Origin of the sequence: Rhodococcus rhodochrous (assembly GCF_900187265.1) — a bacterium.
GTDB lineage: Bacteria > Actinomycetota > Actinomycetes > Mycobacteriales > Mycobacteriaceae > Rhodococcus > Rhodococcus rhodochrous.
On sequence record NZ_LT906450.1, the window covers coordinates 3,758,071 to 3,777,122 of the forward strand.

At 67.0% G+C, this 19,052-nt stretch carries 28 protein-coding genes; 4 read left to right on the forward strand and 24 right to left on the reverse strand.

Annotated elements, in window-relative coordinates; translation table 11 throughout:
• Nucleotides 1–30: 30 nt before the first annotated feature.
• Complete coding sequence (gene eccE / locus CKW34_RS17275; RefSeq protein WP_226949862.1) at nucleotides 31–1,605, forward strand: type VII secretion protein EccE; 1,575 nt, start codon at nucleotides 31–33, stop codon at nucleotides 1,603–1,605.
• Here the strand turns inward: eccE and CKW34_RS17280 are convergent.
• Both CKW34_RS17280 and CKW34_RS17285 read right to left on the reverse strand, forming a co-directional pair.
• A complete protein-coding gene (locus tag CKW34_RS17280) occupies nucleotides 1,593–2,168 on the reverse strand; it encodes an NADPH-dependent FMN reductase (protein ID WP_059382378.1) in 576 nt (191 codons plus the stop codon). The genes eccE and CKW34_RS17280 overlap by 13 nt on opposite strands.
• Nucleotides 2,165–2,770, reverse strand: coding sequence for a TetR/AcrR family transcriptional regulator (locus CKW34_RS17285; protein WP_059382379.1), 606 nt, complete (start codon nucleotides 2,768–2,770; stop codon nucleotides 2,165–2,167). Before CKW34_RS17285 ends, CKW34_RS17280 begins: the two co-directional genes overlap by 4 nt.
• Before the next feature lie 69 nt (nucleotides 2,771–2,839).
• Between CKW34_RS17285 and CKW34_RS17290 the strand changes: the two genes are divergently transcribed.
• Both CKW34_RS17290 and CKW34_RS17295 read left to right on the forward strand, forming a co-directional pair.
• Nucleotides 2,840–3,982 (forward strand): acyl-CoA dehydrogenase family protein, encoded by a 1,143-nt coding sequence (locus CKW34_RS17290; protein ID WP_059382380.1) that lies wholly within the window; start codon nucleotides 2,840–2,842, stop codon nucleotides 3,980–3,982.
• A 59-nt stretch (nucleotides 3,983–4,041) separates the two neighbouring features.
• Nucleotides 4,042–4,908 carry a phosphotransferase family protein gene (locus CKW34_RS17295; protein ID WP_059382381.1) on the forward strand — a complete coding sequence of 289 codons (867 nt, stop codon included), beginning with the start codon at nucleotides 4,042–4,044 and terminating at the stop codon, nucleotides 4,906–4,908.
• A gap of 252 nt (nucleotides 4,909–5,160) precedes the next feature.
• Here the strand turns inward: CKW34_RS17295 and CKW34_RS17300 are convergent, their stop codons facing one another.
• The 9 genes from CKW34_RS17300 to infA all read right to left on the reverse strand — a co-directional run bounded on the left by CKW34_RS17300 (nucleotide 5,161) and on the right by infA (nucleotide 10,894).
• Nucleotides 5,161–6,162: an alpha/beta hydrolase gene (locus tag CKW34_RS17300; RefSeq protein ID WP_059382382.1), complete on the reverse strand. Its 1,002-nt coding sequence runs from the start codon at nucleotides 6,160–6,162 to the stop codon at nucleotides 5,161–5,163.
• A gap of 35 nt (nucleotides 6,163–6,197) precedes the next feature.
• Nucleotides 6,198–7,034 carry a tRNA pseudouridine(38-40) synthase TruA gene (gene truA / locus CKW34_RS17305; RefSeq protein ID WP_231921738.1) on the reverse strand — a complete coding sequence of 279 codons (837 nt, stop codon included), beginning with the start codon at nucleotides 7,032–7,034 and terminating at the stop codon, nucleotides 6,198–6,200.
• A gap of 65 nt (nucleotides 7,035–7,099) precedes the next feature.
• Nucleotides 7,100–7,654 (reverse strand): 50S ribosomal protein L17, encoded by a 555-nt coding sequence (gene rplQ / locus CKW34_RS17310; protein WP_006554582.1) that lies wholly within the window; start codon nucleotides 7,652–7,654, stop codon nucleotides 7,100–7,102.
• Nucleotides 7,655–7,684: 30 nt separating this feature from the next.
• A complete protein-coding gene (locus tag CKW34_RS17315; RefSeq protein ID WP_016694607.1) occupies nucleotides 7,685–8,746 on the reverse strand; it encodes a DNA-directed RNA polymerase subunit alpha in 1,062 nt (353 codons plus the stop codon).
• Nucleotides 8,747–8,847: 101 nt separating this feature from the next.
• Complete coding sequence (gene rpsD, locus CKW34_RS17320; RefSeq protein ID WP_059382408.1) at nucleotides 8,848–9,453, reverse strand: 30S ribosomal protein S4; 606 nt, start codon at nucleotides 9,451–9,453, stop codon at nucleotides 8,848–8,850.
• A 22-nt stretch (nucleotides 9,454–9,475) separates the two neighbouring features.
• A complete protein-coding gene (gene rpsK, locus CKW34_RS17325) occupies nucleotides 9,476–9,889 on the reverse strand; it encodes a 30S ribosomal protein S11 (protein ID WP_006554585.1) in 414 nt (137 codons plus the stop codon).
• Nucleotides 9,889–10,257: a 30S ribosomal protein S13 gene (rpsM, locus tag CKW34_RS17330; protein ID WP_016694609.1), complete on the reverse strand. Its 369-nt coding sequence runs from the start codon at nucleotides 10,255–10,257 to the stop codon at nucleotides 9,889–9,891. Before rpsM ends, rpsK begins: the two co-directional genes overlap by 1 nt.
• Nucleotides 10,258–10,466: 209 nt before the next feature.
• The gene (rpmJ, locus tag CKW34_RS17335) at nucleotides 10,467–10,580 is read right to left on the reverse strand and encodes a 50S ribosomal protein L36 (RefSeq protein WP_003938068.1); all 114 of its coding nucleotides are present in this window, start codon (nucleotides 10,578–10,580) and stop codon (nucleotides 10,467–10,469) included.
• Between the two features lie 92 nt (nucleotides 10,581–10,672).
• On the reverse strand, nucleotides 10,673–10,894 hold the full coding sequence (gene infA / locus CKW34_RS17340) for a translation initiation factor IF-1 (RefSeq protein WP_006554587.1): 222 nt from the start codon (nucleotides 10,892–10,894) through the stop codon (nucleotides 10,673–10,675).
• Nucleotides 10,895–11,113: 219 nt separating this feature from the next.
• On the opposite strand from infA, the gene dtd reads away from it, so the two are divergent.
• Nucleotides 11,114–11,551 carry a D-aminoacyl-tRNA deacylase gene (gene dtd / locus CKW34_RS17345; RefSeq protein WP_059382409.1) on the forward strand — a complete coding sequence of 146 codons (438 nt, stop codon included), beginning with the start codon at nucleotides 11,114–11,116 and terminating at the stop codon, nucleotides 11,549–11,551.
• 52 nt (nucleotides 11,552–11,603) lie between these two features.
• On the opposite strand, the gene map is transcribed toward dtd, so the two are convergent.
• The 13 genes from map to rplN all read right to left on the reverse strand — a co-directional run bounded on the left by map (nucleotide 11,604) and on the right by rplN (nucleotide 18,783).
• Entirely contained in the window at nucleotides 11,604–12,401 is a 798-nt protein-coding gene (gene map / locus CKW34_RS17350; protein ID WP_059382410.1) for a type I methionyl aminopeptidase, read from the reverse strand.
• Between the two features lie 14 nt (nucleotides 12,402–12,415).
• Entirely contained in the window at nucleotides 12,416–12,961 is a 546-nt protein-coding gene (locus CKW34_RS17355; protein ID WP_006554590.1) for an adenylate kinase, read from the reverse strand.
• Nucleotides 12,958–14,271, reverse strand: a complete 1,314-nt coding sequence (secY, locus tag CKW34_RS17360) for a preprotein translocase subunit SecY (RefSeq protein WP_059382411.1) — start codon at nucleotides 14,269–14,271, stop codon at nucleotides 12,958–12,960. The genes CKW34_RS17355 and secY overlap by 4 nt, the downstream gene beginning before the upstream one ends.
• A 227-nt stretch (nucleotides 14,272–14,498) precedes the next feature.
• A complete protein-coding gene (gene rplO, locus CKW34_RS17365; protein ID WP_059382412.1) occupies nucleotides 14,499–14,942 on the reverse strand; it encodes a 50S ribosomal protein L15 in 444 nt (147 codons plus the stop codon).
• A 2-nt stretch (nucleotides 14,943–14,944) separates the two neighbouring features.
• Complete coding sequence (gene rpmD, locus CKW34_RS17370) at nucleotides 14,945–15,124, reverse strand: 50S ribosomal protein L30 (protein ID WP_006554593.1); 180 nt, start codon at nucleotides 15,122–15,124, stop codon at nucleotides 14,945–14,947.
• Nucleotides 15,124–15,771 (reverse strand): 30S ribosomal protein S5, encoded by a 648-nt coding sequence (gene rpsE, locus CKW34_RS17375; RefSeq protein ID WP_006554594.1) that lies wholly within the window; start codon nucleotides 15,769–15,771, stop codon nucleotides 15,124–15,126. The genes rpmD and rpsE overlap by 1 nt, the downstream gene beginning before the upstream one ends.
• Nucleotides 15,772–15,802: 31 nt before the next feature.
• Complete coding sequence (rplR, locus tag CKW34_RS17380) at nucleotides 15,803–16,210, reverse strand: 50S ribosomal protein L18 (RefSeq protein ID WP_006554595.1); 408 nt, start codon at nucleotides 16,208–16,210, stop codon at nucleotides 15,803–15,805.
• A 2-nt stretch (nucleotides 16,211–16,212) separates the two neighbouring features.
• The gene (gene rplF, locus CKW34_RS17385; RefSeq protein WP_016694616.1) at nucleotides 16,213–16,752 is read right to left on the reverse strand and encodes a 50S ribosomal protein L6; all 540 of its coding nucleotides are present in this window, start codon (nucleotides 16,750–16,752) and stop codon (nucleotides 16,213–16,215) included.
• A 15-nt stretch (nucleotides 16,753–16,767) separates the two neighbouring features.
• Nucleotides 16,768–17,166: a 30S ribosomal protein S8 gene (gene rpsH / locus CKW34_RS17390; protein WP_006554597.1), complete on the reverse strand. Its 399-nt coding sequence runs from the start codon at nucleotides 17,164–17,166 to the stop codon at nucleotides 16,768–16,770.
• Between the two features lie 173 nt (nucleotides 17,167–17,339).
• Complete coding sequence (locus tag CKW34_RS17395; protein WP_006554598.1) at nucleotides 17,340–17,525, reverse strand: type Z 30S ribosomal protein S14; 186 nt, start codon at nucleotides 17,523–17,525, stop codon at nucleotides 17,340–17,342.
• A gap of 4 nt (nucleotides 17,526–17,529) precedes the next feature.
• Nucleotides 17,530–18,096 carry a 50S ribosomal protein L5 gene (gene rplE, locus CKW34_RS17400; protein ID WP_059382413.1) on the reverse strand — a complete coding sequence of 189 codons (567 nt, stop codon included), beginning with the start codon at nucleotides 18,094–18,096 and terminating at the stop codon, nucleotides 17,530–17,532.
• A 1-nt stretch (nucleotide 18,097) separates the two neighbouring features.
• Nucleotides 18,098–18,415: a 50S ribosomal protein L24 gene (gene rplX / locus CKW34_RS17405; protein WP_006554600.1), complete on the reverse strand. Its 318-nt coding sequence runs from the start codon at nucleotides 18,413–18,415 to the stop codon at nucleotides 18,098–18,100.
• The gene (gene rplN, locus CKW34_RS17410) at nucleotides 18,415–18,783 is read right to left on the reverse strand and encodes a 50S ribosomal protein L14 (protein ID WP_059382414.1); all 369 of its coding nucleotides are present in this window, start codon (nucleotides 18,781–18,783) and stop codon (nucleotides 18,415–18,417) included. The genes rplX and rplN overlap by 1 nt, the downstream gene beginning before the upstream one ends.
• Between the last annotated feature and the right edge of the window lie 269 nt (nucleotides 18,784–19,052).

Consider the following 19,052-nt stretch of genomic DNA (forward strand, 5'->3'; position numbering starts at 1 on the left):
GATGCGAGAAGTCGTGTCGCGGTACGACTGGTGGGCGCGCAGTGCGTGGCCGTCCTGGTGTGGGCGTTGGCTGTGGCGTCGGGGGCGTCCGTGTGGGTGGCCTGCGTGATCGCCGTGCCGCCGGCCACGCTGTGCCTCGTGCGGATCGGTGGGCGCGGCACGGCCGAATGGATCGCGACCGTTCTGCGCCGGCGCCCGGACGATGTCCCGGTTTCGGGTGTCCTCCGCGACTTCCACATCGGGTCGGCGGTCCCGGTGGGGGTGCGATGGGACGGCCCGTACGCGACCGTGGTGCTCGAACTCGCCTCACCGGCCGGCGCGATCACCCGCCTCGGGCGCGACAGTGAGGAGACGGGGCGAATCCTTCCCCTCGACGCCATCGCCACCTGCCTGTACCGGCACGATGTCGTCCTCGACGGGATCGATGTCGTGGTGCAGGGGCGTCGGGTTCGCGACTCGACCCCGGCGGGGCAGGCATACGCGCAGTTGCTGGGTCCGCTTCCCGCCGCGGCCGAACGCACAGTGCGAGTGGTGCTCCGTCTCGATGTCACGTCCTGCGCGGCCGCTGCCGCTCGTCGGGGCGGCGGCTCCGAGGGTGCGGCCCGGACCGTCGTCGCGGCGGCGCGGCGCGTGATCCGGGCGCTCGGCGACGCCGGGTACGGCGCGCGACTGCTCACCGCGAACGAGATCGAACAGGCCGCACTGCGCATCTCCCATGGGGTGCCGGCGACGGAGTGGGTCCCGGCGCACCGGCACGTCGCCCTGTCCTCCGCCTTCGACTCGGGCGGCGCCTTCGACCCCCGACGGATCGATCGCCACCACACGGCCGCGATCTGGTCGCATCCGACCCTGGCGTCGACGCTGGTCCTCCGGTTGCGACCGGGTGATCACGGTTCGATCCGGGTCGGGGCGCTGGCACGGTTCACCACGCGGGAGGCGGACCTCCCCTCGGTGGCCGGACTGCTCCCGGCATATGGACGCCACGCCGAACTCCTCACCGCTGCACTGCCCGTCGGGGTTCCGCAGCTGGAGGACCGGGTTCCGTTGCGCGAATCACGCACCGGGGAACTCGACGCCCTCGCACTTCCGGCCGGTGGGTGCGGGCAGCTCGTCGGATCGGACGACGCCGGTCGCGCCGTCACCGTCCGTCTCACCGGTCCCGGAGTCCGCTCGGTCCACATCGCGGGCGAGCGGTATCTCGCCCAGCAGGTGGTCTTCCGTGCCGTCGCGGTGGGGGCGCGGGTCGTCGTCCACACCGATCGTCCCGGCGCGTGGCGTGGCCTGGTCGAATCCGCGGCCGGACCCGACCGGCTGCGTCTGGCGGGCGAGTACGCGGGCGACCGCGATTTCGACACGGTCGTCTACGACGGCGTCCCGCCCACCTCGTCCATGCCGCACGCGACCGCGATCCACGTGCACGTCCACCCGGACGGATGGCCGCGCGAGCGTCCCACGGTGTCGCTGCTCCAACCCGGGGCGGCCGGGGACCGTGTCGTGCTCACGGCGGGCGACGAGCGCACACTCCTCACTCTCGTGACGATCGCGGCGGAGAGCACCCATCTCGGCCGGTCGCGCATGCCGGATCCGGCGCCTCAGCCGGGATAGCGGTCGAGAGCGGTTCCGGCGCGGACGGTGCGTGCCCACCACGCGATCTGGTCGAGCATGCGTTCCGCGCCGTCGATCGCGGCCTCGTCCGTGGTGGTGCCGTCGGCAGCGAAGGCGTGCTTGACGCGGGGGAAGCTCACCGACTGCCGCACCGGCACCATGTGGACCTCGACGACGACCTGCCGTAACTGTTCGACCGCGCGCAGGCCGCCGGACAGGCCACCGTAGGAGACGAATCCGACCGGTTTGGTGCGCCATTCGTGTTTGACGGTGTCGATGGCCGTCTTCAGCGCGGCGGGATAGCCGTGGTTGTACTCGGAGGTCACCACCACGAAGGCGTCCGCGGCACCGATACGACGGGTGAAGGCGTCGGCGGCGGGCCCGCCCGAGAGGTCCTGTGGGAGCGGGGTCTCGGCGAGATCGAGAACGCCGACGTCGAACTCGGTGCGCTGCCGCGCGGTGGCCGCGAACCAGTCGGCGACGACCGGGGCGATGCGCCCGGCGCGGACACTGGCTACGACGACCTCGAGGCGGATCGGATCGTTCGGTGCTGCCGTGGTCATGGAGTCGATCGTAGGTGCGGTGCGGCCGAGAGCCCGTGCGCGAGCAACGCGGCGAGTTCCCGATAGGCACGTGCGTCCTCGACACCGGTCGCCTCGGCCACCTGTCGTTGCTGGATGCGCACCATGACCGAGGCGACGACGTCGGCGACGAAGGCGGCATGGACGTCGCGCAGTTCACCGGCCTCGACGCCGTCGGAGATGAGCTGGCGGACGCGGTCGGCGGCGAACCGGGTGTTGCGTTCGTAGACCTCGCGCGCGACCGGCGTGTGGGCGATGTCCTCCATGAACCGCGTGGAGGCGGGTTCGAGTTCGCGCCCCACGGCCTCGAGGTAGGCGCCGATGCGTGCCTGCGCGTCGGCGGCCCGCGCGACGTCGGCCTCCACCCGGTCGGCAGCGCCCTTGAAGAAGTGGACGGTCGCTGCGTAGACGAGCCGGTCCTTGTTCTCCGCGAGTGCGTAGAGCGTCGATTTCGAGCAGCGCAGGCGCGCGGCGATGTCGTCGAGGGTCAGGTGCGCGAAGCCTTCTGCCAGGAACAATGCGACCAGATCGTCGAACAGTTGCGCCTGCCGGGCGGTGGGTCGCCGGCTACCGACTCTTGCCATACCGAAAACAGTACTGCAGTATCGTCCCCAGTACTATTTTCGGTCCCCAGCCTTCCAGGAGGAACCACCGTGCCCGTCGAGCGTCTGCTTCCCACCCGCGAGGCCTACGACCTGATCGATCTCACCCGCGACGTCGCCGACAAGGTACTCGCCCCGCGCGTCGACGAGCACGAGCGCAACGAGACCTTCCCCGAGGGCGTCTTCCCCGCACTCGGCGCCGCGGGACTGCTGAGCCTGCCGTACCCCGAGGAGTTCGGCGGCGGCGACCAGCCCTACGAGGTGTACCTGCAGGTCCTCGAGGAACTCGGCGCCCGCTGGGCGGCCGTGGCGGTCGCGGTGAGCGTTCACGGACTGTCGTGCTTCGCGCTCGCCACCCACGGCACCGACGAGCAGAAGAACAAGTGGCTCCCGGAGATGCTGGGCGGCAACACCATCGGCGCGTACAGTCTGTCCGAGCCGCAGGCCGGATCCGATGCCGCCGCCCTCGCATGCCGCGCGAAGCCCGTCGACGGCGGCTACCGCATCACCGGTTCGAAGGCGTGGATCACCAACGGCGGCAAGGCCGACTTCTACACCCTGTTCGCCCGCACGGCCGACACCGGCAGCAAGGGCATCTCGTGCTTCCTCGTGCCCGCCGGCACCGAGGGCCTGTCCTTCGGCAAGCCCGAGGAGAAGATGGGTCTGCACGCCGTCCCCACCACCTCCGCCCACTACGACGACGCCTTCGTCCCGGCCGAGCGCCGGATCGGCGCCGAGGGACAGGGACTGCCGATCGCGTTCAGCGCACTGGATTCCGGACGTCTGGGAATCGCCGCCGTCGCGACGGGTCTCGCCCAGGCCGCCCTCGACGAAGCGACGGCCTACGCCAAGGAACGACAGGCCTTCGGCAAGCGCATCATCGACCATCAGGGCCTCGGCTTCGTCCTCGCCGACATGGCTGCCGCCGTCGACTCGGCCCGCGCCACCTATCTCGACGCCGCCCGACGCAAGGACGCCGGGCTGCCCTACTCGCGGCAGGCATCGGTGGCCAAGCTCGTCGCGACGGATGCCGCCATGAAGGTCACGACCGACGCGGTCCAGGTGCTCGGCGGATACGGCTACACCCGCGACTTCCCGGTCGAGCGTTTCATGCGCGACGCGAAGATCACGCAGATCTTCGAGGGCACCAATCAGATTCAGCGACTCGTGATCGCACGATCCCTCGCGGGGTGATCGATCGTGAGCCGGAAGCGGCAGGGGTCCTCGCGGCGAAACATCGCTAGAGTGCCTCCATGCCGGATGCCCTGGAGCGGCTCACTCCACAGCAACGCCACCTGCTGACGCAGCGGTTCGGCCGCATCGTCGTGGTCTCCGACATGAGTTGGGGGCTGGTGTCGACCACCGTCCTCGCGGTCGACACCGACGACGGCCGGTTGGTCGTGAAGGCGGGCGGATCTCCGGATCGGCACATCGGCCGCGAGATCAGCGCCCACGAGCGGTGGACCGCTCCGTGGGTACGGCACGGTCGGGCCGCCCGCATGGTGTTCGCCGACCGCGCGTCGAAACTCGTCGTGACGGAATACCTTCCGGGCCGGCTGATCCAGGGCACCGCCGCGTCGTCCCGTCTCGACGTCTACGAACAGGCCGGCGCGCTGCTCGCCCAGTTCCACCGCCAGGAGCGCGTGGTGGACGAGGGTTACGAGCGATCGGCGAACACGAAGACGCTGCGGTGGCTCGCGGCGCCGCACCGGATCGGCCCCGACGTCGCAGGCCGGCTACGCTCGATGGTCGAGGGGTGGCCGACACCGACGGTCACCCTGGTGCCCACCCACGGCGACTGGCAGAGCCGGAACTGGCTCGCCGACGACACCGGCGTGGTGAAGGTGATCGACTTCGGGCGGGCCGCGATGCGCCCGGCAGGTGAGGACTTCGAGCGGCTCGCGGTGCGCGAGTTCCTCCGGGTCCCCGGGGCCGAGCAGGCCTTCCTGCGCGGCTACGGCGAGGATCCACGTGAGGAGGACGCCTGGTTCCGCCAACGTGTCCGTGCGGCGGTCGCGGTCGCGGTGTGGTCCTTCCATGTGGGCGACGACTGTTACGAGGCGGAGGGTCATCGCATGATCGCCGAGGCGCTCGCTCGGACGTCGGCCGCCGCGCGTTAACACCTTTTCATCGGATATTTGTCACACTCGAGAAGGTTGCCTGTTACCGGCGGTTTTCGCTTGAATCAGATCTGGACATACGTCCGATTCTTTTCCGACATGGAGGTCACCACATGCTTCTCGGTTCGCTCGACGCGCTCATCAGCAACGTCCTCCACTTCCTGGACTGGCTGATCTGACGAGCATGTGAGAACGCCCGAGGGGGTGAGGTCGCAGACCTCACCCCCTCGGTGCTTTCTCGGCGTGTCCGGCTCAGGCGCCGATGGCCTCGCCGAGCACGGGCCACGAGTCGTGCAGGGCCTCCTGCCAATAGCCCCAGGTGTGGGTTCCGTCGGGTCGGACCGCGTAGGTCGCCTCGACCCCGGCTGCGTCCAGCGCACCGCGCAATCGCGTCGTGCAGTCGTTCACGCCCGCCTCGATGAGCCCGAGCAGAGCCACATCGGGAAGGACGGCGACACCGTCCTGCTCCCATGCCTTCAATTCGTACGGGCCCGGGACACCGCTGCTCGTGGAGACGTACACGGCCTTGCCGCGCAGCTTCTCGGCATTGAGCACGACGTCCTGTTCGGTCCAGTGCTCACCGGCGACCGGCCCCCACATGTTCTCGACCTCGCCTCCGCCGAACGCGACGACGATCTCGGCGTAGCGCGAACCGATGTCCGACGCCGTCTCGGCGCATCCGCTGTACGAACCCACCGCCTGGTAGAGATCGGGCGCCTGCTGGGCGAGCGCGAGCGCCGACGTCGCCGACATCGACACACCGGCGATCGCGTTGCGGCCGCTCGCGCCGAGCGTCTCGTCGACCACCGACGGGACCTCCTCGGTGAGGAAGGTCGTCCACTTGTTGCGTCCGAGAACAGGATCGTCCTCGAGCCAGTCGGTGTAGTAGCTGAACGCGCCACCGACCGGGGTGACGACGTTGACGTTCTTGTCGCCGAAGAACTCCACGACGTCGGTCTGGTCGCGCCAGGTCGCTCGGTCCAATCCCCCACCGGCACCGTTGAGCAGGTAGAAGACCGGTCGCGGCGCGCTCGTGTCGGCCGGGCGCAACACCTGCAGCTCGATGGTGCGTTCCATCGACGGCGAGTACACGAACAGCGACCAGTCGCGGTCGGTGTGCTTCTCGATGCGTTCGACAGTCGCGCTCTGCGACCGGGTCTCGCCGGTCGCGGCGGCCGGGAGGTCCTCGGCGTGGGCGACCGCGGCACCGGGCAGGACCAGCGACGAGACGGCGAGCGCCCCGATCGTCCCCATCAACGCAAACCGTCGTGCGCGCACATTCGTTCCCTTCATCCGCAACAGCCGGGCGTGATGGGCCCGCGCATCTCCCGCGTCGCAGCGTTGCGCGCGGCCAGTTCCTCGTCAGCAGGGTAGTCGACGCGGACCAGTGACAGGCCGTGGGCCGGTGCCACCGCGACGGAGGCCGCACGTTCGCGTTCCTCCAGCAGAGCCGTCATCCACTCGACGCTGCGGCGCCCCTCCCCCACGGCCAGCGCCGCCCCGACGAGACTGCGCACCATCGACCAGCAGAAGGCGTCGGCGCTGACGTAGGCGGTGAGGATGTCACCCTCGCGAGTCCAGTCGTATCGCTGCAGTTCGCGTACGGTCGTCGCACCCTCGCGTCGCTTGCAGAAGGCAGCGAAGTCGTGCAGGCCGAGCAGCGACTGCGACGCGCGTTGCATCGCAGCGAGATCCACGGCCTTGGGCCACGCGACGGTGTCGCGGGCACGCAGCGGCTCGGCGCCGTACACCGCTGTGGTGAGGCGGTATTCGTAGTGACGCCGGATCGCCGAGAACCGGGCGTCGAAATGTTCGGGGGCGACGGAGATCCCGGTGACCCGCACGTCGCGGGGCAGGAACCGTGCGAGACGGCGGACCCAGCGCGACGGATCGTCGGGCAGCGCCGCGGTGGGGATGTCGACGTGGGCGACCTGCCCGGACGCGTGCACGCCGGCGTCGGTGCGACCGGCGACGGTGAGCAGCACGGGGGTACGGACGATTGCGGAGAGCTTCTCCTCGATCTCCCCGCACACGGTGCGACGTCCGGGTTGTCGTGCCCAGCCGGAGAAGTCGGTGCCGTCGTACGAGATGTCGAGTCGCAGACGGGTTGTCTCGTGAGAAGCCACGAGCCCGCCGCCCTCGGAAGGGACGGCGGGCTCGTGAGCTTCAGCAGATGCCGAAACCAAGTGGACTAGTCCTTCTTGGCCTCGTCCGCCTCGGGTGCGTCGGCAGCCGTGGCGTTGGTGTCCTCGACACCCTCGACGACGGCGTCGGCGTTCGCGACCTCGGCGTCGGTGGCCTCGGCCTCGACGGCCTGGACCGCGTTGTCCTCGGCGGGTGCCTGCGAGGCGGCGACGCGACGAGCGCGGTCGGCCTCGGAGGTGACGGTCTTCTCGCGCACCAGCTCGATGATGGCCATGGGGGCGTTGTCGCCCTTGCGCGGCATCGTCTTGATGATGCGGGTGTAGCCGCCGTTGCGGTCCTCGAAGGAGGGACCGATCTCCGCGAACAGCGAGTGGACGACGTCCTTGTTGCGGATGACCTTCAGCACCTCACGACGCGAGGCCAGCGTGCCGGCCTTGGCGTGCGTGACGAGCTTCTCGGCGTACGGGCGCAGGGCCTTGGCCTTGGCCTCGGTGGTGGTGATGCGGCCGTGCTCGAAGAGCGCGGTGGCCAGGTTGGCCATGAGCGCCTTCTGATGCGAGGCCGATCCGCCGAAGCGGGCGCCCTTCTTGGGCTTGGGCATGATTTTCTCCTAGTAACGGACCGTGAGCTGCTACAGCTGCTCGGTCTCGGCGTAGTCCTCGTTGCCGTCGTTGTCACCGAAGGAGCCGGCCTCGGTATCGCTCCAGGTACCGGTCGCGGCGTCGTAGCCGGCAACGGTGCTGGGGTCGAACGATGCCGGGCTGTCCTTGAGGGACAGGCCGAGCGAGTGCAGCTTGACCTTGACCTCGTCGATGGACTTCTGGCCGAAGTTGCGGATGTCGAGCAGGTCGGACTCCGTCCGTGCCACGAGCTCGCCGACGGTGTGGACACCTTCGCGCTTGAGGCAGTTGTAGGACCGGACCGTCAGGTCGAGGTCCTCGATCGGAAGTCCGAAGGAGGCGATGTGGTCGGCCTCGGCGGGCGAGGGACCGATCTCGATGCCTTCTGCTTCGACGTTCAGCTCACGAGCCAGACCGAAGAGCTCCACGAGGGTCTTGCCCGCCGAGGCGAGCGCGTCCCGCGCGCTGATCGAGTTCTTGGTCTCCACGTCGAGAATGAGTCGATCGAAGTCGGTGCGCTGCTCGACGCGGGTCGCTTCCACCTTGTACGTCACCTTGAGCACCGGCGAGTAGATCGAGTCGACCGGGATACGGCCGATCTCGGCGCCGGACGCCTTGTTCTGCACGGCAGGAACGTAGCCGCGACCGCGCTCGACGACGAGCTCGATCTCCAGCTTGCCCTTGTCGTTCAGGGTGGCGATGTGCAGATCCGGGTTGTGGATGGTGACACCGGCCGGGGGCACGATGTCGCCGGCCGTGACGGTTCCCGGTCCCTGCTTGCGGACGTACATGGTGACCGGCTCGTCCTCTTCCGAGCTCACCACGAGACCCTTGAGGTTCAGGATGATGTCGGTGACATCCTCCTTCACGCCGGGAACGGTGGTGAACTCGTGGAGCACGCCGTCGATGCGGATGCTGGTGACAGCGGCGCCCGGGATCGACGAGAGCAGGGTGCGACGAAGCGAGTTGCCGAGGGTGTACCCGAAGCCAGGCTCGAGCGGCTCGATGACGAACTTCGAGCGGTTTTCAGCGATGACCTCTTCGGTCAGTGTGGGTCGCTGAGAAATGAGCATCTGTTGCCTCCTTGTGGGCGTCCGCCATATGACGCCCTAGTGGAATGGAGCGGTGTCCTCCCGTCCGGACGGACCGGAGGACACCACGACACCGAGGTGTCTTACTTCGAGTAGTACTCGACGATCAGCTGTTCCTGCAGCGGGATGTCGATCTGCGCGCGCTCGGGGAGCTGGTGGACCAGCACCCGCAGACGCGGGCCGACGACCTGCAGCCAACCCGGAACCGGGCGCTCGCCCTGGGTCTCGCGGGCGACCTGGAAGGGCAGCGTGCTCAGCGACTTCTCGCGGACATCGATGATGTCGTACTGCGAGACGCGGTAGCTGGGGATGTCGACCTTCTTGCCGTTGACCAGGAAGTGGCCGTGGCTCACCAGCTGGCGGGCCTGACGACGCGTGCGGGCGAGGCCGGCACGGTAGACGACGTTGTCCAGGCGCGACTCGAGGATGGTCAGCAGAACCTCACCGGTCTTGCCGGGGCGGCTTGCGGCCTCTTCGTAGTAGCGGCGGAACTGCTTCTCCATGACGCCGTACGAGAAGCGGGCCTTCTGCTTCTCCTGCAGCTGGAGCAGGTACTCGCTCTCCTTGATCCGCGCGCGGCCGTGCTGGCCGGGCGGGTAGGGGCGACGCTCGAAGGCCTGATCGCCTCCGACCAGGTCGACGCGAAGACGACGCGACTTACGGGTAACGGGACCGGTATAACGAGCCATTATTCTTTACCTTCCTTTCCCGTTAGACGCGACGCCGCTTGGGCGGACGGCAACCGTTGTGCGGCTGCGGGGTGACATCGGAGATGGTGCCGACCTCGAGGCCTGCGGCCTGGAGGGAACGGATCGCCGTCTCGCGGCCCGAGCCCGGACCCTTGACGAAGACGTCGACCTTCTTGACACCGTGTTCCTGCGCCTTGCGGGCGGCGTTCTCGGCGGCGAGCTGCGCGGCGAACGGGGTCGACTTGCGCGAACCCTTGAAGCCGACGTGGCCGGAGGACGCCCAGGAGATCACGTTGCCCTGCGGGTCCGTGATGGACACGATGGTGTTGTTGAACGTGCTCTTGATGTGAGCGGCACCGTGCGGAACGTTCTTCTTGTCCCTGCGCCGTGCCTTCTGGGTCTTCTTCGGACCGGTGCTGCGTGACTTGGGAGGCATTACTTCTTCTTTCCTGCGACGGTGCGCTTCGGACCCTTGCGGGTGCGGGCGTTGGTCTTGGTGCGCTGTCCACGCACGGGCAGACCACGACGGTGTCGCAGGCCCTGGTAGCAGCCGATCTCGATCTTGCGGCGGATGTCCGCCTGAACCTCGCGACGGAGGTCACCCTCGACCTTGTAGCTCTCCTCGATGTACTCGCGGAGCTTGGCGAGGTCCTCGTCCGTCAGATCCTTGCTGCGCAGGTCCGGGTTGACACCCGTGGCCTCGAGGATCTCCTTGGAGCGGGTACGGCCGATGCCGTAGATGTACGTGAGTGCGATCTCCATCCGCTTTTCGCGGGGAAGATCGACACCTGCGAGACGTGCCATGTGGCATTCCTATTCGGTGTGCGGAGGTCTGCTCCCAGCCCGTCCCCTGCGTCGAAGAACTGTGTGATTCATAAACACAGTGGGGCCCCGGCCTCCGTACCGGGGGTTGATCGCGCAGCTCCTCGACGGATCGAGGATCGTAACCACGCGACTGGTGCTGGAAGGTCTTCGTGCTTGTTGCCAAGCAGATCTTCGAGACGAAGGTGGATCTAGCCCTGACGCTGCTTGTGGCGCAGGTTCTCGCAGATCACCATGACCCGACCGTTACGGCGGATCACCTTGCACTTCTCGCAGATCTTCTTGACGCTAGGCTGAACCTTCACGTAAGTCCGATCTCCTGTATGTGCGCCGCCGGACACGGCAGAGCCGGCCCGGCGACATGATTCTCCCCGACCGTGTGGCCGGGGAAGCTTCGTTACTTGTAGCGGTAGACGATGCGTCCACGCGTGAGGTCGTAGGGAGAAAGCTCCACGACAACGCGGTCCTCGGGAAGGATACGAATGTAGTGCTGGCGCATCTTTCCGCTGATGTGGGCGAGAACCTTGTGCCCGTTCTCCAGCTCGATGCGGAACATCGCATTGGGCAGCGGTTCGATTACCCGGCCCTCGACCTCGATTGCCCCGTCTTTCTTAGCCATATCCTCCGCGATCCGTTGTTCGGCGTTGTGGTTGCATCGGCATCCGTTACCGTGACGCTCGGCAACTCCGGGACCGGACACGAACCGAGATTCGAAGGAATTCGACACGAGACCGATCGGAGCGCAGCGCGCACCACCGATCAATGGTACGGGAAGTTGACCGTCCAGGACAAATGAGCTCGGGCACACTCGTGCCCACGACCAGGAGGAGGACCGCACGTGCGGGCGTTGATCCAGCGGGTGACCACGGCGGCAGTGGCGGTGGACGGAGCCGAGGTGGCCCGTATCACGCCGGCCGAAGGTGGTCACGGCCTGCTCGTGCTGGTCGGCGTCACGCACGACGACGACGAGGCCAAGGCCGCGACACTCGCCCGGAAGGTGTGGACGATGCGCATCCTCGAGGACGAGCGCTCCGCCTCCGACGTCGGCGCCCCGATCCTGGTGGTCAGTCAGTTCACGCTCATGGCCGACACGAGGAAGAGCCGGCGTCCGTCGTGGTCGGCCGCCGCTCCCCGCCCGATCGCCGAACCCCTCGTCGATGCGTTCGCGAACGCTCTACGAGATCTCGGCGCGACGGTGGAGACCGGGAAGTTCGGGGCCCACATGGAGGTGAGCCTCGTCAACGACGGACCGGTCACGCTCCTCGTCGAGGTCTGAACCCACGCGGCGTGACCACGACCGTCACTCCGGCCGGACGGTGAGGATGCCGTCACTCCGGCCGGACGGTGAGGATGCGGGGGCCGTCCTCGGTGACCGCGACCGTGTGCTCCCAGTGCGCGGCGCGGCTGCCGTCGACGGTCACGACCGTCCACTCGTCGTCGAGGACCTCGGTCTCGTAGGTACCGAGCGTGAGCATCGGCTCGACGGCGAGCACCGACCCGACGACGAGCTTCGGCCCCTTGCCCGGCTTGCCCTCGTTCGGGAGGAACGGATCCATGTGCATCTCGCGCCCGATGCCGTGACCGCCGTAGCCGTCGACGATCCCGTACGAGCGGCCGTGCAACTTCTCGGCGGCATGCGTGCCCTGCTCGATCGCATGCGAGACGTCGGTCAGGCGGTTACCCGGGAGCATCGCCGCGATACCGGCCTCGAGCGACAGGCGGGTGGCCTCGCTCAGGTCGATGTCGGCCTGCGACAGCTCCCCGATCCCGAAGGTCCACGCCGAGTCGCCGTGCCAGCCCTCGAGGATCGCACCGCAGTCGATCGAGACGAGGTCGCCCTCGGCGAGCACCACCGACGCCGATGGGATGCCGTGGACGACGACCTCGTTGACCGACGAACAGATCGAACCGGTGAAGCCGTGGTAGCCCAGGAAGGACGGAACGGCCCCCGCATCACGGATGACCGATTCCGCCACCTGGTCGAGTTCCAGGGTGCTCACGCCCGGCTTTGCCGCCTCACGCACTGCGACGAGTGCGGCACCGACCACGGCTCCCGCCGCCGCCATCGCGTCGAGTTCACCCGAGGTGCGGAACGGAACCACTGAGCGCTTGCGCCCGAAACCCATATCGAACTACCCGTCTACTTTCCGAGTGCGGACAGTGCCCGCGAATTGATCTCCTCGACCTCACCGATCGCGTCGACCGTGATGATCGAGTCGGCGTAGTAGTCGAGCAGCGGGGCCGTCTCCTCACGGTAGACCCGGAGACGGTTGCGGATCACGTCTTCGGTGTCGTCGGCGCGACCGCGGGCGAGCATGCGCTCGACCACGACGTCCTCGTCGATGACGAAGGACAGCACGCCGTCGAGCTCGACGCCGAGATCCTTCAGGATGTTCTCGAGTTCCTTGGCCTGCTCCACGCTGCGCGGGAAGCCGTCGAGGAGGAAGCCGTTGGCGGCGTCGGGCTCGGCCAGACGCTCACGCACCATGTTGTTGGTGATCTCGGCGGGAACGAGCTCCCCCGCGTCGATGTACTTCTTGGCCTCGACTCCGAGCGGGGTGCCCTGCCCGATGTTCGCGCGGAAAAGATCGCCCGTCGAGATGGCGGGGACGCCGAGCTTCTCGGACAGAATCGCGGCCTGTGTGCCCTTGCCGGCACCGGGAGGACCGAGCAGTACAAGTCTCACTTGAGGAACCCTTCGTAGTTGCGCTGCATCAGTTGACTTTCGATCTGCTTGACAGTGTCCAGCGCGACACTGACGAGAATGAGAACCGCGGCGCCACCGAAGATGCTCGAGGCCGTCTGGCTGCCGGACAGGAAGAAGTTCGGCAGTGTCGCGATGAGACCGAGGTAGATCGAGCCCGGAACCGTGATGCGGTTGAGCACGAAACTGAGATATTCGGCGGTCGGGCGACCGGGGCGGATGCCCGGGATGAAGCCGCCGTACTTCTTCATCTCGTCGGCCCGCTCCTCCGGATTGAAGGTGATGGCGACGTAGAAGAAGACGAAGAACACGATCAGCGCGAAGTAGATCGCGATGTAGACCGGGTTGTTCGGATTGACCAGGTACTCGTTGATGATCCGCTGCCACCAACTCGGATCCGGGTTGGTCGTGGCACCGGTGAGCTGCGCAACGAGGTTGGGCAGGTACAGCAGCGACGACGCGAAGATGACGGGGATGATGCCCGCCTGGTTGACCTTCAGCGGCAGGTAGGTCGACGACCCGCCGTACATACGACGGCCGACCATGCGCTTGGCGTACTGCACCGGGATGCGGCGCTGACCCTGCTCGATGAACACGACGCCCGTGATGAGGGCCAGGGCCACGACGCAGACGATCGCGAAGACGAGGCCGCCGCGGGATTCGAGGATCATGCGGCCCTCGCTCGGCAGCGCGGCCGCGATACCGGAGAAGATCAGCAGCGACATGCCGTTGCCGACACCGCGTTCGGTGATGAGCTCACCGAACCACATGACGACGGCGGCACCGGCGGTCATGACCAGCACGATGACGACCATCCCGAAGATGCTGTCGTCGGCGAGGATCGGCTCCGAACAGCCCTGCAGCAGCTGCCCTCGGGCGGCGAGGGCGACGATGCCGGTGGCCTGCAGGACGGCGAGCGCGACGGCGAGATAACGCGTGTACTGCGTCATCTTGGCCTGGCCGGACTGGCCTTCCTTGCGCAGTTCCTCGAATCGTGGAATGACCACGGTGAGCAGCTGGACGATGATGCTCGCGGTGATGAACGGCATGATGCCGATCGCGAAGACCGACAGCTGCAGTAACGCGCCGCCGGAGAACAGATTGATCAGCGAGTAGATGCCGGCCTGCTCGCTGCCGGCGAGCTGATCGACACAGGCCTGGACGTTGCCGTAGTCGACGCCCGGGGACGGCACGGTAGCACCGAGGCGGTACAGCGCCACGAGCCCGAGGGCGATGAGAATCTTCCGCCTCAGGTCCGGTGTCCTGAGGGCCGAGACGAAGGCGGAAAGCAAAGATCCTCCTGGCGGGCCGATCGGGGACGACGGATCGAGAGGGATCCGTCGGACGGTAGACAACTCTGAAACTCTAACAGTGGGCCCCGATGAGAGGGGTAGCCCGGTAGCCTATGTCACCGCTGCGAACGCAGCCTATGACACCGCTGTGAAAGCGCGAACGGCCGCGGTGCAAGGATCTGCACCGCGGCCGTTCGACAGCCGTGACTCACACGCGAAAGTACAGGTCAGGCCTGGACGGTCGCGCTGCCACCGGCTGCAGCGATCTTCTCCTGAGCGGAGGCCGAGAACTTGTCGGCGGTGACCTGCACGGCCACCGTCAGCTCGCCCTCGCCGAGGACCTTGACGAGCTGGTTCTTGCGAACCAGACCCTTCGCCACGAGGTCCGCGACACCGATCTGTCCACCCTCGGGGAACGCGCGAGCGATGTCCCCGACGTTGACGATCTGGTACTCGGTACGGAATGCGTTCTTGAAACCCTTGAGCTTCGGCAGACGCATGTGGATGGGCATCTGGCCACCCTCGAAGGCCGGCGACACGTTCTTGCGTGCCTTCGTGCCCTTCGTACCGCGGCCGGCGGTCTTGCCCTTCGAACCCTCACCGCGTCCGACGCGGGTCTTGTCCGTCTTCGCACCCGGTGCCGGGCGCAGGTGATGCAGCTTGATGGTCATTCTCAGACCTCCTCAACAGTGACGAGGTGACGCACCACGTTGATGAGGCCGCGGTTCTGCGCATTGTCCTCGCGGACGACGGACTGGCGGATCTTCCGCAGACCGAGGGTCCGGAGGCTGTCGCGCTGATTCGACTTGGCCCCGATGGTGCTCTTGATCTGGGTGATCTTCAGCTCTGCCATTACTTCACGCTCCCAGCAGCCTGTGCACGTGCGCGCAGCATGCCGGCGGGGGCAACTTCCTCGAGGGTGAGGCCACGGCGAGCCGCGACTTCCTCGGGACGCTGCAGACCCTTGAGGGCCGCAACCGTCGCGTGCACCACATTGATGGCGTTGTCGGAGCCGAGCGACTTCGACAGGATGTCGTGGACACCCGCGCACTCCAGCACCGCGCGCACAGCGCCACCGGCGATGACACCGGTACCGGGGGAAGCCGGACGCAGCAGGACGACACCGGCTGCAGCCTCTCCCTGGACGGGGTGGGTGATGGTTCCGCCGATGAGCGGGACGCGGAAGAAGTTCTTGCGAGCTTCCTCGACACCCTTCTGGATGGCCGCGGGAACTTCCTTGGCCTTGCCGTAGCCGACGCCGACCAGACCGTTGCCGTCGCCCACGATCACCAGAGCGGTGAAGCTGAAGCGACGACCGCCCTTGACGACCTTCGACACACGGTTGATCGAGACGACACGCTCGATGTAGTTCGACTTCTCGGCAGCGTTGCCGCCACGCGAGTCGCGGTCGCGGCGGTCGCGACCGCCGCGGTTGTCACCGCTGTTGGGGTTCTGTCCGGCGGGGCCGTTGCCGCCGTCACGCCGCTGACGTCCCGGCATCAGGCGTTCCTTCCGTTCGAGAAAATGGTCATCAGAACTTCAACCCGCTTTCGCGAGCCGCGTCCGCGAGGGCCGCGATGCGTCCGCTGTAGGTGTGGCCACCGCGGTCGAAGACCACGGCTTCCACGCCGGCAGCCTTCGCGCGCTCGGCGATCAGCTGACCGACCTTCGCGCCGCGAGCCTTCTTGTCGCCCTCGAGAGCGCGCACATCGGGTTCGATGGACGACGCTGCGGCGAGGGTGGTGCCCGTCAGGTCGTCGACCAGCTGCACGTGCAGGTGGCGCGAGGACCGGTTGACGACGAGGCGGGGACGCTCGGCGGTGCCGGAGATCTTCTTGCGGAGGCGGAAGTGACGACGCGTCTTCGAAAGGCGACGCGTGGTGGAGGCGTCCTTGCCGCGCGGGATGCGCTTGGCCTTCTGGTTCTCGGTCTGGCTCATGATCACTTACCCGTCTTTCCGACCTTGCGACGGACCTGTTCACCCTCGTAGCGGATGCCCTTGCCCTTGTACGGGTCGGACTTGCGCAGCCGGCGGATGTTGGCCGCGATCTGGCCGACCTTCTGCTTGTCGATGCCCGAGATCGAGAAGCGCGTGGGGTTCTCGACGGCGAACGTGATGCCCTCGGGAGCCTCGATCAGCACGGGGTGGCTGTAGCCGAGCGAGAACTCGAGGTCCTTGCCCTTGAGAGCCACGCGGTAGCCGACGCCGTGGATCTCCATCTTCGTGGTGTAACCCTCGGTCACGCCGACGATGAGGTTCTGCACGAGCGTCCGCGACAGGCCGTGCAGCGCACGGCTGCGACGCTCGTCGTTCGGGCGCGTGACGTTGATTGCCCCGTCCTCGCCCTTGGCGACGGCGATCGGCTCGGCGATCGTCAGGGACAGGTTGCCCTTGGGGCCCTTCACTGCAACATCCTGGCCGTCGATGGTGACCTCGACGCCCGAAGGAACTGCAACGGGGAGTTTTCCGATTCGCGACATTGTGGTGGCCTCCCTTTACCAGACGTAGGCGAGGACTTCCCCGCCCACTCCCTGCTTGGCCGCCTGGCGATCGGTGAGCAGGCCGGAGGACGTGGAGATGATCGCCACGCCGAGGCCGCCCAGGACCTTGGGCAGGTTGGTGGATTTCGCGTACACGCGCAGGCCGGGCTTCGACACGCGGCGCACGCCGGCAAGGCTGCGCTCACGGGAAGGTCCGTACTTGAGGTCGACGATGAGGGTCTTGCCCACCTCGGCGTCCTCGGTGCGGTAGTCGGAGATGTAACCCTCGCGCTTGAGGATCTCGGCGATGTTCACCTTGATCTTCGAGGACGGGAGCTTGACCTCGTCGTGGTACGCCGTGTTGGCGTTACGCAGACGCGTCAAGAAGTCTGCGATGGGGTCGGTCATGGTCATGGCTGACCTGTTCACCTTTCTCGATGCGGTTCCCATGCAACGCCGGAACATGCCGGCCGTGGGCCTACATCGAAACTCGGTTCGATAGCGGGTTCGTCGGCCGGATCGGCGACGAACCCATGACAGCGCGACAGTGGGCGGAGAACTACTCGGTCCTCCGCCCACCGATCACGTCACCAGGAGCTCTTGTGAACTCCCGGAAGTTCTCCGCGGTGTGCCATCTCGCGAAGGCAGATGCGGCAGAGTCCGAACTTGCGGAAGACCGAGTGCGGGCGCCCGCAGCGCTGGCAGCGGGTGTAGGCGCGCACCGCGAACTTCGGCTTCTTGTTGGCCTTGTTGACCAGTGCCTTCTTAGCCATGGGCTCAGTTCTCCTTGAACGGGAAGCCGAGGTGCTTGAGCAGGGCACGGCCTTCTTCGTTGTTGGTAGCGGTGGTCACGACAGTGATGTCCATGCCGCGCGGGCGGTCGATGCGGTCCACGTCGATCTCGTGGAACATCGACTGCTCGTTCAGGCCGAACGTGTAGTTGCCGTTGCCGTCGAACTGGTTGCCGTTGAGGCCACGGAAGTCCCGGATACGGGGAAGCGCGATGGACACGAGACGGTCCAGGAACTCCCACATACGGTCGCCGCGCAGCGTGACGCGCGCACCGATCGGCATGCCCTCGCGCAGCTTGAACTGTGCGATGGACTTGCGGGCCTTGCGGATCTCCGGCTTCTGACCGGTGATGAGCGCGAGGTCGTTGACGGCTCCGTTGATGAGCTTCGCGTCGCGGGCGGCGTCGCCGACACCCATGTTGACGACGACCTTCACGACGCCGGGGATCTGCATGACGTTCGCGTAGTCGTACTCCGCGTTCAGCGCGTCGCGGATCTCCTCGCGGTACCGCACCTTCAGGCGCGGCTGGGTCTTGTTCTCGGTGCTGGTCATGTCAGAGGTCCTTCCCGTTCTTCCGGGAAATCCGAACGCGCTTGCCGGTTTCCTCGTCGGTGCGGTAGCCCACGCGGGTGGGGTTTCCGTCCGAGTCGACGACCGCAACGTTGGAAACGTGGATCGGGGCCTCCTGCGTCACGATGCCGCCGGAGGAGGCGCCACGCTCGTTCGCAGAGACGGCGGTGTGCTTCTTGATACGGTTCACGCCCTCGACGAGGACCTTGCCGGTCGCCGGGTAGGCCGCGATGACCTTGCCCTTGGCGCCCTTGTCCTTGCCCGAGATGACGAGCACGGTGTCACCCTTGTGCACCTTCATCACAGCACCTCCGGAGCGAGCGAGACGATCTTCATGAACCGCTTGTCGCGAAGCTCGCGACCGACGGGTCCGAAGATGCGGGTTCCGCGAGGATCGTTGTCGCCCTTGATGATGACGGCAGCGTTCTCGTCGAACTTGATGTACGAGCCGTCCGGCCGGCGGCGCTCCTTGGTGGTGCGCACGATCACGGCCTTGACGACCTCGCCACGCTTGACGTTGCCGCCGGGGATCGCGTCCTTGACGGTGGCGACGATGATGTCACCGATACCGGCGTAGCGACGGGACGAGCCACCGAGAACGCGGATGCAGAGGATCTCCTTGGCACCCGTGTTGTCGGCGACGCGCAGTCGCGACTCCTGCTGGATCACTTACTTCTCCTTGACCTGGATTGGTGTGTACGTCAGATTTCCGACCTGGACGTACGCGGTCGTCGGTCACCTGCGGCGCACGTGCGAATCACACACGGGTCCCGTAAGCAACCCGTCCAGAGTAGGCCATATACCGTACGCAGGGCAAATTCGCGAATTGTGATGTCACTCCCCACCCCGGAACCGGGCGTGTCGCAGCGACATCCACGTCTCCCCCACGTGCGGCCTGCACCTATCGGACGCACAGCACCCCACCACCCGCGGTGCGG

Coding starts and splice junctions, on each gene's coding strand:
- rplQ (WP_006554582.1), bottom strand. CDS start 7,654: ATGCCCAAGCCCAAGAAGGGCGCCCGCTTCGGCGGATCGGCCTCGCAT.
- rplR (WP_006554595.1), bottom strand. CDS start 16,210: ATGAGCCAGACCGAGAACCAGAAGGCCAAGCGCATCCCGCGCGGCAAG.
- rpsM (WP_016694609.1), bottom strand. CDS start 10,257: ATGGCACGTCTCGCAGGTGTCGATCTTCCCCGCGAAAAGCGGATGGAG.
- infA (WP_006554587.1), bottom strand. CDS start 10,894: ATGGCTAAGAAAGACGGGGCAATCGAGGTCGAGGGCCGGGTAATCGAA.
- CKW34_RS17315 (WP_016694607.1), bottom strand. CDS start 8,746: ATGCTCATTTCTCAGCGACCCACACTGACCGAAGAGGTCATCGCTGAA.
- map (WP_059382410.1), bottom strand. CDS start 12,401: ATGGGTTTCGGGCGCAAGCGCTCAGTGGTTCCGTTCCGCACCTCGGGT.
- rpsK (WP_006554585.1), bottom strand. CDS start 9,889: ATGCCTCCCAAGTCACGCAGCACCGGTCCGAAGAAGACCCAGAAGGCA.
- rpsD (WP_059382408.1), bottom strand. CDS start 9,453: ATGGCTCGTTATACCGGTCCCGTTACCCGTAAGTCGCGTCGTCTTCGC.
- rpsH (WP_006554597.1), bottom strand. CDS start 17,166: ATGACCATGACCGACCCCATCGCAGACTTCTTGACGCGTCTGCGTAAC.
- rpmD (WP_006554593.1), bottom strand. CDS start 15,124: ATGGCAGAGCTGAAGATCACCCAGATCAAGAGCACCATCGGGGCCAAG.
- CKW34_RS17280 (WP_059382378.1), bottom strand. CDS start 2,168: ATGACCACGGCAGCACCGAACGATCCGATCCGCCTCGAGGTCGTCGTA.
- rplF (WP_016694616.1), bottom strand. CDS start 16,752: ATGTCGCGAATCGGAAAACTCCCCGTTGCAGTTCCTTCGGGCGTCGAG.
- CKW34_RS17285 (WP_059382379.1), bottom strand. CDS start 2,770: ATGGCAAGAGTCGGTAGCCGGCGACCCACCGCCCGGCAGGCGCAACTG.
- CKW34_RS17300 (WP_059382382.1), bottom strand. CDS start 6,162: ATGGGGACGATCGGGGCGCTCGCCGTCTCGTCGCTGGTCCTGCCCGGT.
- CKW34_RS17395 (WP_006554598.1), bottom strand. CDS start 17,525: ATGGCTAAGAAGGCACTGGTCAACAAGGCCAACAAGAAGCCGAAGTTC.
- CKW34_RS17295 (WP_059382381.1), top strand. CDS start 4,042: ATGCCGGATGCCCTGGAGCGGCTCACTCCACAGCAACGCCACCTGCTG.
- rplE (WP_059382413.1), bottom strand. CDS start 18,096: ATGACCAGCACCGAGAACAAGACCCAGCCGCGCCTGAAGGTGCGGTAC.
- rpsE (WP_006554594.1), bottom strand. CDS start 15,771: ATGCCGGGACGTCAGCGGCGTGACGGCGGCAACGGCCCCGCCGGACAG.
- rplX (WP_006554600.1), bottom strand. CDS start 18,415: ATGAAGGTGCACAAGGGTGACACCGTGCTCGTCATCTCGGGCAAGGAC.
- rplO (WP_059382412.1), bottom strand. CDS start 14,942: ATGACCATCAAGCTGCATCACCTGCGCCCGGCACCGGGTGCGAAGACG.